The organism is Leclercia adecarboxylata (assembly GCF_023639785.1).
GTDB classification, from domain to species: Bacteria; Pseudomonadota; Gammaproteobacteria; order Enterobacterales; family Enterobacteriaceae; genus Enterobacter; species Enterobacter adecarboxylatus_D.
Window position 1 is genome coordinate 2,747,878 of record NZ_CP098325.1, and the last position, 14,012, is coordinate 2,761,889.

The window sequence follows — 14,012 nt, forward strand, 5'->3', positions numbered from 1 at the left end:
ATACACCGCCTGGATAGCGTTCGCCTGGCCCGCACAGTTTACGGCGACACTATCCACCACTGGACGCATGCCTGAGGTTCTTCTCGTGCCTGATATGAAGCTTTTTGCTGGTAACGCCACCCCGGAACTAGCACAACGTATTGCCAACCGCCTGTACACTTCTCTTGGCGACGCCGCCGTAGGTCGCTTTAGCGATGGCGAAGTCAGCGTACAAATTAATGAAAATGTACGCGGTGGTGATATTTTCATCATCCAGTCCACCTGTGCTCCAACTAACGACAACCTGATGGAACTGGTTGTTATGGTCGATGCCCTGCGCCGTGCTTCCGCTGGCCGTATCACTGCTGTAATCCCTTACTTTGGCTATGCCCGCCAGGACCGTCGCGTCCGTTCCGCACGTGTGCCAATTACCGCAAAAGTTGTTGCTGACTTCCTCTCTAGCGTCGGCGTTGACCGTGTTCTGACGGTTGACCTGCATGCCGAGCAGATCCAGGGCTTCTTTGATGTTCCGGTTGATAACGTATTCGGCAGCCCAATCCTGCTGGAAGACATGCTGCAGCTGAACCTGGATAACCCGATTGTGGTTTCTCCGGATATCGGCGGCGTGGTTCGCGCCCGCGCTATCGCCAAACTGCTGAATGACACCGACATGGCGATCATCGACAAACGCCGTCCACGCGCTAACGTTTCTCAGGTGATGCACATCATCGGTGACGTTGCTGGCCGTGACTGCGTGCTGGTTGACGACATGATCGACACCGGCGGCACTCTGTGCAAAGCCGCCGAAGCGCTGAAAGAGCGTGGTGCTAAACGCGTATTCGCTTACGCAACTCACCCGATCTTCTCCGGCAATGCCGTAAACAACCTGCGCAACTCCGTCATTGATGAAGTTGTCGTGTGCGACACCATCCCACTGAGCGACGAAATCAAAGCACTGCCAAACGTGCGTACGTTGACCCTGTCCGGGATGCTGGCCGAAGCGATTCGTCGTATCAGCAACGAAGAATCCATCTCTGCGATGTTCGAACACTAATCGGCCGCAGTCTGAAAACCCGCTACGGCGGGTTTTTTTGTCTGTGGCATCTATTTGTATGATTAATGCCTCCTTCACCTGCCATTGATATGACAGATGATGCGCAACTGGATAATGATTGTGAAAAACGCTTCCTCTCATGTTCTTCCCTTCCGCGCCCTCATCGACGCCTGCTGGAAAGAGAAATACACCCTGTCGCGGTTTACCCGTGACCTGATTGCCGGGATTACGGTGGGTATTATTGCCATCCCGCTGGCGATGGCGCTGGCTATTGGCAGCGGCGTGGCGCCGCAGTATGGCCTGTACACTGCCGCCGTCGCCGGGATTGTGATTGCCCTGAGCGGCGGGTCTCGCTTTAGCGTCTCCGGGCCCACCGCGGCCTTCGTGGTGATCCTCTATCCGGTTTCTCAGCAGTTCGGGCTTGCCGGATTGCTGGTGGCGACCCTGATGTCCGGGGTATTTTTGATTCTGTTCGGCCTGGCGCGCTTTGGCAGGCTGATTGAGTACATCCCGCTTTCCGTCACCCTGGGCTTCACCTCCGGGATCGGTATTACCATCGGGACCATGCAGATTAAGGATTTTCTTGGCCTGCAGATGGCCCATGTACCGGAACACTACCTGCAAAAAGTGGGGGCGCTGGTGATGGCGCTGCCGACCACCAACCCCGGCGATGCCGCGATCGGCGTGGTGACGCTGGGCACGCTGATCCTCTGGCCGCGACTGGGCATCCGCCTGCCGGGGCACCTGCCCGCCCTGCTGCTGGGCTGTGCGGTGATGGGGGTGGTGAACCTGCTGGGGGGCCATGTCGCGACGATTGGTTCACAGTTCCACTATGTGCTGGCCGATGGTTCACAGGGTAACGGTATCCCGCAGCTTCTGCCCCAGCTGGTACTGCCGTGGGACATGCCCGGCTCAAGCTTTACCCTAAGCTGGGACGCCCTTCGCGCCCTGCTGCCTGCCGCGTTTTCCATGGCGATGCTGGGGGCGATTGAGTCGCTGCTTTGCGCCGTGGTGCTGGACGGCATGACCGGCACCAAACATAAAGCCAACAGCGAACTGGTGGGTCAGGGGCTGGGCAACATCATCGCCCCGTTCTTCGGCGGGATCACCGCCACGGCGGCCATTGCCCGTTCAGCAGCGAACGTTCGCGCCGGGTCAACCTCACCGGTTTCGGCGGTGATCCACTCCCTGCTGGTGATCCTCGCCCTGCTGGTGCTGGCGCCGCTGCTCTCCTGGCTGCCGCTCTCGGCCATGGCCGCCCTGCTGCTGATGGTGGCGTGGAACATGAGCGAGGCGCATAAAGTGGTGAACCTGCTGCGCCGCGCGCCGAAGGACGACATCATCGTGATGCTGATCTGCATGTCGCTGACCGTGCTGTTTGATATGGTCATTGCGATAAGCGTTGGCATTGTGCTGGCCTCCCTGCTGTTTATGCGCCGTATCGCCCGTATGACCCGTCTGGCCTCGGTGAACGTCACGGTGCCGGATGACGTGCTGGTGCTGCGGGTTATCGGTCCGCTGTTCTTTGCCGCTGCCGAAGGTCTGTTCAGCGAACTGGAGTCGCGCCTGGCGGGGAAACGGATCCTGGTGCTGAAGTGGGACGCGGTACCAGTGCTGGATGCTGGCGGGCTGGACGCCTTCCAGCGTTTTGTGCAACGCTTGCCGGAAGGCTGTGAACTGCGGGTGACCAATCTCGAATTCCAGCCCCTGCGCACGATGGCGCGCGCAGGAGTGCAACCCATTGCGGGTCGTCTGGCGTTCTATCCGAACCGCGAGGCGGCGTTAGCGGATCTGTGACATCCTCCGCTGCATCATGATCCCGATCGCCTGCTGGAGCCACTCAAGCACCGCAGGCGTCATCCAGGTCCCCTTCATCAGATGCGGCTCCTGCTGCATGGCCAGGCGGAATTTTTGCTGGGTAACGGGGTCAGTCCCGGCATAGGACTGGAACAACGCCAGCCAGTTCTCCGCCAGTTGCTGCGCTTGTGGAGTCTCTGCGTTCAGCCCTTCCCGGCTCGCCTGATGCAGCTTTGCCACCAGGGCAGGCCACTCCATCATGCGATCAAAATAGTGCGCGCGGGTGAACGCCATCTCTTCTGGCGTCAGGTAGCGCGCCCAGATTGCCAGCTTGCTCTCGGCAAACGCCCGGGTGATGTAATCAAGGATTTCAGCGTTGATCCCCGTCTGCTCGCGCATTTGCGGCTCCACGCTGTGCATTTCATTCAACCGGGTCAGGAATGCCGGATTGCTCGCGGTATCCTGCTCAAGCTGCGTCATCCAGCGCGTTGCCAGATCGGTAGCGCGCGGGTCGGCAACGTCCACCTTTTCCACCAGCAGGCTCTGCACCTCTGCCACCAGCCCTGCCCAGATCCCGTCCAGGGCGTCGCTCTGCTGCGCAAAGGGTAATACCTGTAACTCTTCTTTACTGAACCAGCGATCGTACATCGTCATTAACTCCAGCGTCTGTAACCAGGATTCCAGATCGGGCTCGGCACCTGCGGCCATCGCGCCCCGCAATCCCATCAGCTGGTCCCGCAGCGTCTGTATGCCACGCAGCTGTTTATCCAGCAGGGCGATTTGCCCACTCAGCACATCCACCATGGAGCGGGGATCCCGATCGAGAATCTGTTTGATTTCGGCAAGTTCCAGCCCCGCTTTGGCCAGCACCTGGATTCGGTGCAGCCGCTGTACGTCCGCGAGGGTATAAAGTCGGTAACCTGCCGCACTTCTGGCGGAGGGAAGCAGCAATCCGGTTTGCTCATAATGGTGTAACGTACGAACGGTGATCCCCGCTCTCTTCGCCAGCTGGCCAACCTGGATTAACATGACTGCTCCTTTTATCTCGCCATCAGGGTCACTCTGGCGCCTTACGTTACGTGAGGGTCAAGTAAAAAGGCAAAAAAAAACGGCTTCCGAAGAAACCGCTTTTCGCGCTGTGACAGGTTAACTGTGCTTATGCTGATCGCGACGGCAGCGTTTATCGTAATGGCGCACCCACCAGTATTTGTCGCAAACCTGTTCGTGGCCGCTGACGCGAGCCCCCGCCAGCCACAGCACTGCACCCAGGAAGATGCTCAGCACCGCGCCATGCGCGAAGTATTGCGGCAGGTCAAGTTGCGGGAGCTGGTTTAAAATGGAATAACCGACGCCGACAACCATGACGACTAATCCCAACCCCATCAACATGTTACCGAGTAGCGAAGCGTTTTTGCGTTTCATATGTCACCTCCGGAACTTTGGGTTGTCAGGGAATAATCTCCCTAATCCTTGTGTGTAAAGTATAGACAACACCCTTTTTGCGGAGTGCGCGAGCGATCACAAATACGGACTTCTGAGCAACAAAACTTTACAAATAAGCCTTTGAGTAGCATGAAATTCTAATGGTTCAAAGGCGGTATTATTCAGATTTTGCACGTTGGCACGCAGAATTTTGTCAACCGACGCGGCAGACAGTACACTACGCGCCAGTCTTAGCACTTTCAGGAACAAAAACGTGACGATTAAACTGATAGTCGGCCTGGCCAACCCCGGCGCGGAATATGCGGCTACCCGCCATAATGCTGGCGCATGGTATGTAGATCTGCTGGCCGAGCGGTTGCGCGCTCCCCTGCGTGAAGAACCTAAATTTTACGGGTTTACCTCACGCATTAACCTGGCCGGAGCCGATGTGCGTCTGCTGGTGCCGACCACGTTTATGAATTTAAGCGGTAAAGCCGTTGCCGCTATGGCGACTTTTTATCGCATTAACCCGGATGAAATTCTGGTGGCGCACGACGAACTGGATCTGCCGCCGGGCGTGGCAAAATTCAAACTGGGCGGCGGCCACGGCGGGCATAATGGCCTGAAAGACATCATCAGCAAACTGGGCAATAACCCCAACTTCCACCGCTTACGCGTGGGGATCGGCCATCCGGGGGATAAAAACAAAGTTGTCGGTTTTGTCCTCGGTAAGCCACCGGTTTCCGAGCAGAAACTGATCGACGAGGCGGTAGACGAAGCGGCGCGTTGCACTGAAATCTGGCTGCAGGATGGGTTAACCAAAGCCACTAACCGTCTGCACGCTTTCAAAGCGCAATAACCGGGGCAAAGCGCCTTTTTTGCCCCGCAGCCTGCGGGTTACGTGTATAATAGGCGTAGTTATTTACTTTTCTTCGACTCGTTAATGTTAACGTGTTGAATATCAAGACATTAAGGTGATTCAGAAATGGGATTCAAATGCGGTATCGTTGGTCTGCCTAACGTTGGCAAATCCACCCTGTTTAACGCGCTGACTAAAGCGGGCATCGAGGCGGCGAACTTCCCGTTCTGTACCATCGAGCCAAACACCGGTGTCGTACCCATGCCCGATCCGCGTCTGGATCAGCTCGCGGAGATCGTAAAACCGCAGCGTATTCTGCCGACCACCATGGAGTTCGTGGACATCGCAGGTCTGGTAAAAGGTGCCTCCAAGGGCGAAGGTCTGGGTAACCAGTTCCTGACCAACATCCGTGAAACCGAAGCAATCGGCCATGTTGTGCGCTGCTTCGAGAACGACAACATCATCCACGTGAACAACAAAGTGGATCCGGCTGACGACATCGACGTCATCAACACCGAGCTGGCGCTTTCTGATCTCGACACCTGCGAGCGCGCCCTGCACCGCGTGCAGAAGAAAGCCAAAGGTGGTGATAAAGACGCAAAAGCGGAACAGGCTGCGCTGGAAAAATGTCTGCCACAGCTCGAAAACGCAGGCATGCTGCGCGCGCTGAAAAACCTGACCGACGAAGATAAAGCGGCGATCAAATACCTGAGCTTCCTGACCCTGAAGCCAACCATGTATATCGCTAACGTCAACGAAGACGGTTTTGAAAACAACCCATACCTGGACAAAGTGCGCGAAATCGCGGCGGCGGAAGGTTCTGTCGTTGTGGCCGTGTGTGCGGCTGTCGAGTCTGATATCGCCGAGCTGGACGATGCCGACCGTGAAGAGTTCATGGCCGAGCTGGGTCTGGAAGAGCCAGGTCTGAACCGCGTGATCCGCGCCGGTTATGAGCTGTTAAACCTGCAGACCTACTTCACCGCGGGCGTGAAAGAAGTGCGCGCATGGACCATCCCTGTCGGCGCCACTGCTCCGCAGGCGGCGGGTAAGATCCACACCGACTTTGAGAAGGGCTTTATCCGTGCCCAGACCATCGCGTTTGAAGACTTTATTGCTTATAAAGGCGAACAAGGCGCGAAAGAAGCCGGCAAGATGCGTGCGGAAGGTAAAGACTACATCGTTAAAGATGGCGATGTGATGAACTTCCTGTTTAACGTTTAATGTCTTAATTAAGCCGCTTGCCTTGGCTTATTCAGATATAAAAATCCACGCGCTTGCGTGGATTTTTTATTGGAAGAAGCTTATTGAAAGTACAGTCGGAAGGAAAACGCTCCACCCATTTTGACACCATCCACATAGGCTTCTCCTTTCGGATATCTGTCTACAGCACCGGGTCCAAATCTGTTTAATAAAAAGACTGAGGCTTCATATTCCGGCTTCAAGGCCCACCAGGTGATGGCATTATCTGACGTACACTCAGCACATGTGAGACGCAATGTATATTTCTGTTTTTTAATAATTTTCACCTGGTTAAAATCAAACCATGCGTAAGCATTGTCTTCAAGAGTTTCCATATTGATAACCTCATTGGCTACCTTCTTTCCTGACTGATCCAGTAACGTCAGCGTTAAGGGGCCATGATTTTGTCGTGCAAAGGTAGCCAGCATCAATTCAACCCCTTTGAGGGTATCCGTTTCGGCGATAATGGTCTGTTCAAAGTAACGACCTGGGATGAGATACCCGTAACTGGTATTAAACAGAGGTTGTTCAACAATCTCGGAGTGCCACGTTCTGAGATCTAAAATTTTTACTGTCGCAGGGTAAGTCGCTGTGAATAGACCTGTTATCATCACCAGAGAAATGATGGTTTTTACAACCTTATTTCTCAGGTACGCAATCACCTTTGCTATTACTAAAGAACATGCGGGTAAAAATCCAAAGAAATATCTGGCCTGCATTGCACCTGTATAGCCCGTTTTTAAATGCATGTCTCTGATAGTAAAGAAGTATATAATAAAGAAAATAAAAAATGCCACGATCAACGAGCATGTGACAGTGAAATAAGATCCATGCCTGGATGGCCTTTTAATTAATACATATCCAAACATCACCGCCAACATAGTCAAAATTGTTTTAACGACGAATATTCTAATTTCACTGTCAGCAATATAAATATGCCCATAGGGGATAGTCAGGGTGACCAGATTGCCGTTGAGAAAGTTACCAACAAAATCAGCCAGGGCCAATCTTGTTGCAGTCGGGTTTTCAACGAAAAACCATGTTGCAGGCGTGCCCTGCGGGGCAGGATAAAATCCCCCATATGTTCTATGTACGCTAATAAAATAGATAACTACGACCGCAACTGATAAAATTATAACTATCCCTTGTTTTACAGATAAATTCTTAACAATTTTTATTACTCTGGCAAAATTAAGGCTCGCAACGCAGAACATCATGCAGATTATCGCCAGTGAACCCGTGGCTTTACTGAGTGAAGCAATAAGCCCGCCTGCGCAAATGGAAATAATAAAGGCCGTTGATGGTTTTCTATCGTTATCAATCTCTATCAACCCTACCAGGCCATAGATTACTAAAGTACAACCGAGCATATTTATCTGATCGTTAGTGACTGCGCTACCTAAAAGTACAAACATTGGAATAACTAATAAGAAAGTGCCACCCAAAAAGGTAGCAAGACTGGACCCTGTGGTCTGGTATAACATCCGACATGTGAGCGCAATGATAAGAAGAGAGATAAACATGTTTACATATCGGCCTACATATGCAAATACATCCTGCATATGTAATATCTTGGTTAACTCGCCTACAATAACGTAATATAATGCTGGATGATTCAGATAATTAAATTTAGTACTCGCGTAAATCAAACCTGCATTGTAGTCCGGAAAACCATTTTTGATAACATCAATAATATATCCCATATGAGCAAACCCGTCAGGGAAGAATCCAGGGCTATAGGATTGAGAATAACCTACTGCCAGCATCAGATAAAACAAGCAAAGAAAAATAACGATAACAACAACACTGAGTTTTTGTTTTTTCATCTCAGTCATCTCAGGCTAAGGGAGTATAAGTAAAAAAAACAATCGCCAACAACCGTTGTTATTCGACTTAATATTACCGCCATGACAATGTCAATCTCAGCAAAGAAAGGTTTTAACAACAGAATCAGCAAAAATTCCCGGATACCCACCCCTGCGGGCGAACCCGGTGTGACCAAACCTGCAAGCCACGCGATGACATAGGCTCCAATGAGAGGCAAAGTCTGGGCGAGAGTCAAGGTCCAGCTATCGACAATTGAATAGAGTACGCAAAGGAACACGGTACCTGATATAAGCAGGAACAAAAAGTAACGGATAACTGCCTTAATTAAACCACTCTGACCTCGCCATTTAAGGCCCCATGCAACTAATAGTACGGTAATAATAAAGAGGGACAGGCCATATACAATGCTGAAAGCCGGATATAACAAGGGTAACATCCACAGGACAAATCCGGCACCGGTCAGAACCAATAGCAGTAACTCCAGAAAAGCGCTTTTGGCTATCGCTTTTCCGGAAAAGCCGTAAGACATTGCCAAAAATTGCCTTCCGGCAAACTGGAATATATTGCCAGGCACATATTTCGCCAGTTGGGTCAGCCCATATATTCGGGTGGCAATCCGGGCACTGATAGTTTGCTCAAGCCCGAGCATCAGCAATCGCCACGCTGCGGCAAGGATAATATTCGCCGCACCGTAAACGCCTGCCAGCAGCAAAATTAACAGCAGCAACGTAACGGTAAACGTATTATCCGGCACCTGTGACCAGTATGCATTGATTCTGTGGACAACAAACAGGACACTCAACAGGGCAATAACGCTACCAGCATAATTGAGTGCCTTACGTAGGTTACTCTTTGTCATACGGCACGCACAGCAACATAGTCCAGGGGAAAGGAGAGGAAACTTCAAGTACCTTGAAATACTGGCCGGTAAAATTGATAAAAGCATTTTTTGACCAGTGCTGAATATGTCCGGGCGTGTTACCGAATTTTTTCAAATACTTACCGCGAGCCATATTCAGCGCGCACCACACAGGTTCACGTGGAACGCTAACGATAAGATAATGTTTAACCAGACTCTGCAAGACTTTCATCGCCTGGTCTGGATCCTCCAGATGTTCCATCACTTCACAGCATACGACGAGATCCGCACTATCACTTTCAGGTTTGAGATTGTAGATACTTTTAGCGTTGAATACATCAGCCATAAGACCCGCACTTGCCGCATTTTCTCGCGCTATAGAGATAACATCATGAGAAAAATCACTGCCAACCGCCTGTAATCCCTGCGCGTTCCACTTGTTGACCCAAAAACCTTCCCCGCAGCCAACCTCATGAATAGTCTTTGGATTAGCTCGGCTCACAAAGTTCTCGAGAGAGGAGTCAAATCCCTTCATCATCCATTTTACAATGGGATTTTTAGATCCGTACTTATCAAAAGCGTTTCCGAAAACTACCCCGTCTTCTGATTTTCCGCCCGATACTTTAAAACCCATAAACACCTCTTCTATTTTTGATCTTTATTATTAGCGTGAGTAGTTGGGCCGGACTCGAGTTGAGCGACCTTAAAACGCAGATCTTCCAGAAGCTTTCTGTTAGCGGATAAAAGATCCGTAACAAAAGCAACCAGAATGGTCTGAAAACCCATACCCATTAGTATCGATGCCAGGATTAATGACTGAACATAACCATTACCGTCGCCGGTAAGGTATTTATAGAGGAAACGAACGCCTAATAAAAATCCGGCAGAAAAAAGTACGATGCCTATCGTGCCAAAAAAGCGGAATGGGCGATAAATAATAAAAATCCGGACAATAGTAATAATACTTCTTTTGATATAGGAAGAAACACTTTTTACCAGACGCGAAGGCCGTAAGTCGTCGTTGACACGAACTGATACTGAGGTAATGGTAATATTTTTTTGTCCGGCCTGAATAATGGTTTCTAATGTATAAGTATAGTCATTGAATACCATTAATTTTTGCGCAGTTTCACGCGACATAGCCCTGAAACCGCTCGGCGCATCGGGAATAGTGGTATTACTTGCCACACGTACCACCCAGCTTCCGATTTTCTGGAGGTATTTTTTTATGGGTGAAAAGTGTTCAATAGTGGAAATGGGTCGTTCACCGATGACCATTTCTGCGCGATGCTCGAGTATAGGCGCCACAAGCAGCGGTATGTCATCAGCACTGTATTGGTTATCAGCATCCGTATTCACAATGACATCAGCATTCAAATTCAGACATGCATCCAGGCCTGTCATAAAAGCTTTAGCAAGGCCTTTATTACCTGCATGCTTAACAATATGATCAACGCCGTTTTGTCTGGCCACGTTAACAGTGTCGTCGGTACTGCCGTCATCAACAATCAGCCATTCCACCGTATCAAAACCAGCAATCTGTCTGGGTAGGGCTTTCAAAGCAATTGCAAGAGTTTCAGCTTCATTAAAGCAGGGGATTTGTATGATTAATTTCATTACCCTTCACCTTACATTTCTTCTTGATTGATTTTTCTACCGCTTCCTTATTGAAGGTTACACTTTATATACAAAAAGTTTGCTTTACAAACTTCACCTCTATGAAGTTTTGTTTTAATGATGACATTCTAAAAAGTGTTGCCTGGATCGCAAAGTTACTAAAATATATTCTGATAACTTATGGTTTGCTATTTTACCGTTCGGAATCGGGCGAGAATAATAGTGATATATCCGCTGTGTTCTGAGGCATATAAGTATTCTCTTTCCAACACTAACTTGTATAACATTCTGCCAGGTTAGTCCCCTGACGCAGCAAACCCCCTCCGGTACGCCAAAGGCGTCGTCGACAGCTGATTCCTGAAATGATGGCGCATCGTCGCCACGCTGCCAAACCCCACCTCTTCCGCGATACGCTCAATCGACAGCTGGCTGTTTTCCAGCAAGTCCTGGCTGCGGCTCAGGCGGGCATTGAGCAGCCACTGGGCGGGGGTTTTACCGGTTGTCGCGGCAAAGCGGCGCAAAAAGGTTCTCGGGCTCATGCCGACAAATTTCGCCAGCGACCCGACGCTGTGCGGGGCGGCAAGGTTTGCCAGCAGATGATCGAACAGCGCGCCCAGACGGTGCCCCTCATAGGCAACGGGCACCGCCTGCTGGATAAACTGGGCCTGGCCGCCGTCGCGATGCGGCGACACCACCAGCCGACGCGCCACGCGGTTCGCCGCTACGCTGCCATAATCCCGGCGCACCAGGTGCAGGCAAAGATCGATACCTGCCGCGCTGCCGGCGGACGTCAGCACATCGCCGTTATCGATATACAGCACGTCAGGGGTCACCTGAATGGCCGGGTAGCGCTGCTGCAATAAATCGGTGTAACGCCAGTGGGTGGTGGCCTGGCGGTTATCAAGTAATCCTGCGGCGGCGAGCACAAACACGCCGGAACAGATCGACAGGATCCTCGCGCCACGACGATGCGCCGCGACAAGCTGCTCGCACAGCGCGCCGGGAACCGGGACATCCGCCCCCCGCCAGCCGGGTACGATAATGGTTCCCGCCTCACTCAGCAGTTCCAGCCCACCATCCACCACCAGCCTGAAACCGCCCGTTGCGCGCAGCTCTCCCGAATCAACACCCGCCACCGCAAAGCGATACCAGTCGTCGCCCATCTCGGGACGGGCAAGGGCAAAAATTTCAACGGCAATACCAAATTCAAAGGTACAGAGTCCGTCATAGGCCAGCACAACGACAAGAGGGTTATTCATCACAGCACTCAATGCTTTTTGTCATGATCTTGATGTTATATGGCATTTCTGCCAGCTGTCAAAACCGCTTCTCAACCGTAGAGTAAAGACTCAATTACGGAGGTGTTTATGAGCTATGTGACTGATTATCCTGCTGCGCCAGCAGAAACAGCGGTGAACCATTTTTTACAGCGCCTGAGTGTGGAAACGGACTGCGATGATGTCCACACCGCATTCAAGGAGGGCGATATCGATTTTGTCCTGTTGCACGTGGTGGGAAGCCCGGAGGCGTTTGCCCGTCGCCATATTCCGGGTGCGCTACACCTGCGCCACCGGGATATGACCGAGCAAAGAATGGCGGAGTGGCCTGCCGACACCCTGTTCGTGGTGTATTGTGCCGGGCCACACTGCAACGGCGCCGACAGAGCCGCGCTGAAGCTGGCGCAGATGGGCCGTCCGGTAAAAATTATGATTGGCGGCATGACCGGATGGGCCGACGAAGGCTTTGCTTTTAACCCTCAGTAACATACAGCGCCCCGTTATTTTGCGGGGCGCTGTGATCCTCTTACCTGCCCGATGCCGGGTAGATCGTCTCTTGCGGCAGCACCCGACGGTCAAAACGTCGCAAGCCATAGTAGAGCGCCGCGGTACAGAACCAGCCAATCACCCATGAGACATCATTGTCGGCAAAAATCCAGGTCAGTGACCCCTGGTAGAGCGGGTTTTCAATAAACGGCAGCTGGATCAGCACCCCAACGGCATAAACGCTGATAGCAAACAGGTTCCAGTGGCCATAGCGTCCCTGGGCATCAAACAGCGCCGGGATATCCACCGCTTTACGGGAAATAATAAAGTAATCGGTCAGGCTGATGGCACTCCACGGCACAAAGAACGCCAGCAGGAACAACAGGAAATGGGTGAAGTGTTTCAGGAACGCAGGTTCGCTGAGCAGCGCAATCACGCAGGAGATCGTGACCATCAGCACCACAAAGGCGATTCGGCTCTTCTGGCTCAGCTTGGTCTGTTTACGAAAACCCGACACGATGGTGGTGAGCGACATAAAGCTGCCGTAGGCGTTCAGGGTAGTAAAGGTGATTTTGCCGAAGCAGATCGCAAAGTAGATCACCATCGCCATCGCCTCGCTTTTGCCCAGCCCGACAATGTAACTCACCTCATGGCCCTTGAAGGCGCTGCCGGCAATCGCCGCGGTGATCACCCCGAGGGTCATCGAGGCCTGGGTGCCCAGCACAGTGCCGCTGAAGACGGACAGGAAAGTTTTCACCCCGGAAACGTCGCGCGGCAGGTAGCGGGAGTAGTCAGACACATAGGGGCAAAACGCGATCTGCCACGAAGATGAGAGCGACACCGCCAGCAGGAACATCGGCATTGAAAAGTGATTGTTTTGCGCGACAGCACTCAGATCGCTGGACATCAGCAGGGCGATAAACAGGTAGACGAATGCCAGCACCCCCACCACGCTGGCGACCTTTCCGAGTTTGTGGATCACGCGATATCCCAGCACCGCAATGACGATGATGATCGCACTGAAGAGGATCATACCGGCCACGTTCGACACCGACAGCAGCCGGGCCATGGCTTGCCCGGCCAGCACCGTACCGCTGGCGGAGAAGCCAACATACATCACACACACCAGCACCAGCGGAATGACGGCACCGAGCACGCCGAACTGGGCGCGGCTGATGATCATCTGCGGCAGACCGAGGCGCGGCCCCTGCAGGGCGTGAAACGACATCACCACTGCGCCCAATACCTGCCCCACCAGCAGGCCAACAATCGACCACACCACGTCGCCACCCAGCACCACCGCCAGCGCACCGGTCACAATGGCGGTGATCTGCAAATTGCCGCCAAACCACAGCGTAAACTGACTGAAGGGGTGGCCGTGCCGTTCATTATCCGGGATGTAATCGATGGATCGCGTTTCCGAGATCCGCGCTCCGCTTTTCCTGGATTGCTCTTCTGAAGATGAAAAAGACGACATAGTTTCCTCTCTCAATGGATGATTCATGACCGTCAGACACCCTGCCTGTAATGCGCAACGCCATATGACAGAACATGTATATACAACCATGCCGTCCCCTCCACACCCGTCGAATGATG

At 52.3% G+C, this 14,012-nt stretch carries 13 protein-coding genes; 5 read left to right on the forward strand and 8 right to left on the reverse strand.

Annotated elements, in window-relative coordinates:
- Positions 1–85: 85 nt before the first annotated feature.
- Positions 86–1,033 carry a ribose-phosphate diphosphokinase gene (gene prs, locus NB069_RS13075; RefSeq protein ID WP_003856663.1) on the forward strand — a complete coding sequence of 316 codons (948 nt, stop codon included), beginning with the start codon at positions 86–88 and terminating at the stop codon, positions 1,031–1,033.
- A gap of 120 nt (positions 1,034–1,153) precedes the next feature.
- Entirely contained in the window at positions 1,154–2,830 is a 1,677-nt protein-coding gene (dauA, locus tag NB069_RS13080) for a C4-dicarboxylic acid transporter DauA (RefSeq protein WP_250584175.1), read from the forward strand.
- On the opposite strand, the gene NB069_RS13085 is transcribed toward dauA, so the two are convergent.
- Together NB069_RS13085 and ychH are read right to left on the reverse strand one after the other, a co-directional pair.
- Positions 2,816–3,859: a MerR family transcriptional regulator gene (locus NB069_RS13085; RefSeq protein ID WP_250584178.1), complete on the reverse strand. Its 1,044-nt coding sequence runs from the start codon at positions 3,857–3,859 to the stop codon at positions 2,816–2,818. The genes dauA and NB069_RS13085 overlap by 15 nt on opposite strands.
- A gap of 117 nt (positions 3,860–3,976) precedes the next feature.
- A complete protein-coding gene (ychH, locus tag NB069_RS13090; protein ID WP_250584180.1) occupies positions 3,977–4,252 on the reverse strand; it encodes a stress-induced protein YchH in 276 nt (91 codons plus the stop codon).
- Between the two features lie 274 nt (positions 4,253–4,526).
- Here ychH and pth point away from each other — a divergent pair, with 274 nt between their 5' ends.
- Positions 4,527–5,111: an aminoacyl-tRNA hydrolase gene (gene pth / locus NB069_RS13095; protein WP_039030723.1), complete on the forward strand. Its 585-nt coding sequence runs from the start codon at positions 4,527–4,529 to the stop codon at positions 5,109–5,111.
- A gap of 126 nt (positions 5,112–5,237) precedes the next feature.
- The gene (gene ychF, locus NB069_RS13100) at positions 5,238–6,332 is read left to right on the forward strand and encodes a redox-regulated ATPase YchF (RefSeq protein WP_250584182.1); all 1,095 of its coding nucleotides are present in this window, start codon (positions 5,238–5,240) and stop codon (positions 6,330–6,332) included.
- Positions 6,333–6,412: 80 nt separating this feature from the next.
- On the opposite strand, the gene NB069_RS13105 is transcribed toward ychF, so the two are convergent.
- From NB069_RS13105 to ftrA, 5 genes are all read right to left on the reverse strand, one after another.
- Positions 6,413–8,176 carry a glycosyltransferase family 39 protein gene (locus NB069_RS13105; RefSeq protein ID WP_250584184.1) on the reverse strand — a complete coding sequence of 588 codons (1,764 nt, stop codon included), beginning with the start codon at positions 8,174–8,176 and terminating at the stop codon, positions 6,413–6,415.
- A gap of 5 nt (positions 8,177–8,181) precedes the next feature.
- Positions 8,182–9,036, reverse strand: a complete 855-nt coding sequence (locus NB069_RS13110) for a hypothetical protein (protein WP_250584186.1) — start codon at positions 9,034–9,036, stop codon at positions 8,182–8,184.
- Positions 9,023–9,670, reverse strand: coding sequence for a class I SAM-dependent methyltransferase (locus tag NB069_RS13115; RefSeq protein ID WP_250584188.1), 648 nt, complete (start codon positions 9,668–9,670; stop codon positions 9,023–9,025). Before NB069_RS13115 ends, NB069_RS13110 begins: the two co-directional genes overlap by 14 nt.
- A gap of 11 nt (positions 9,671–9,681) precedes the next feature.
- Entirely contained in the window at positions 9,682–10,653 is a 972-nt protein-coding gene (locus NB069_RS13120) for a glycosyltransferase family 2 protein (protein WP_250584190.1), read from the reverse strand.
- Between the two features lie 296 nt (positions 10,654–10,949).
- Positions 10,950–11,912 carry a transcriptional regulator FtrA gene (gene ftrA, locus NB069_RS13125; protein WP_250584192.1) on the reverse strand — a complete coding sequence of 321 codons (963 nt, stop codon included), beginning with the start codon at positions 11,910–11,912 and terminating at the stop codon, positions 10,950–10,952.
- 108 nt (positions 11,913–12,020) lie between these two features.
- On the opposite strand from ftrA, the gene NB069_RS13130 reads away from it, so the two are divergent.
- Positions 12,021–12,416: a rhodanese-like domain-containing protein gene (locus NB069_RS13130; RefSeq protein ID WP_250584195.1), complete on the forward strand. Its 396-nt coding sequence runs from the start codon at positions 12,021–12,023 to the stop codon at positions 12,414–12,416.
- A gap of 40 nt (positions 12,417–12,456) precedes the next feature.
- Here NB069_RS13130 and NB069_RS13135 read toward each other — a convergent pair whose 3' ends face one another.
- Entirely contained in the window at positions 12,457–13,842 is a 1,386-nt protein-coding gene (locus tag NB069_RS13135) for a purine-cytosine permease family protein (RefSeq protein ID WP_250589515.1), read from the reverse strand.
- Positions 13,843–14,012: the final 170 nt, after the last annotated feature.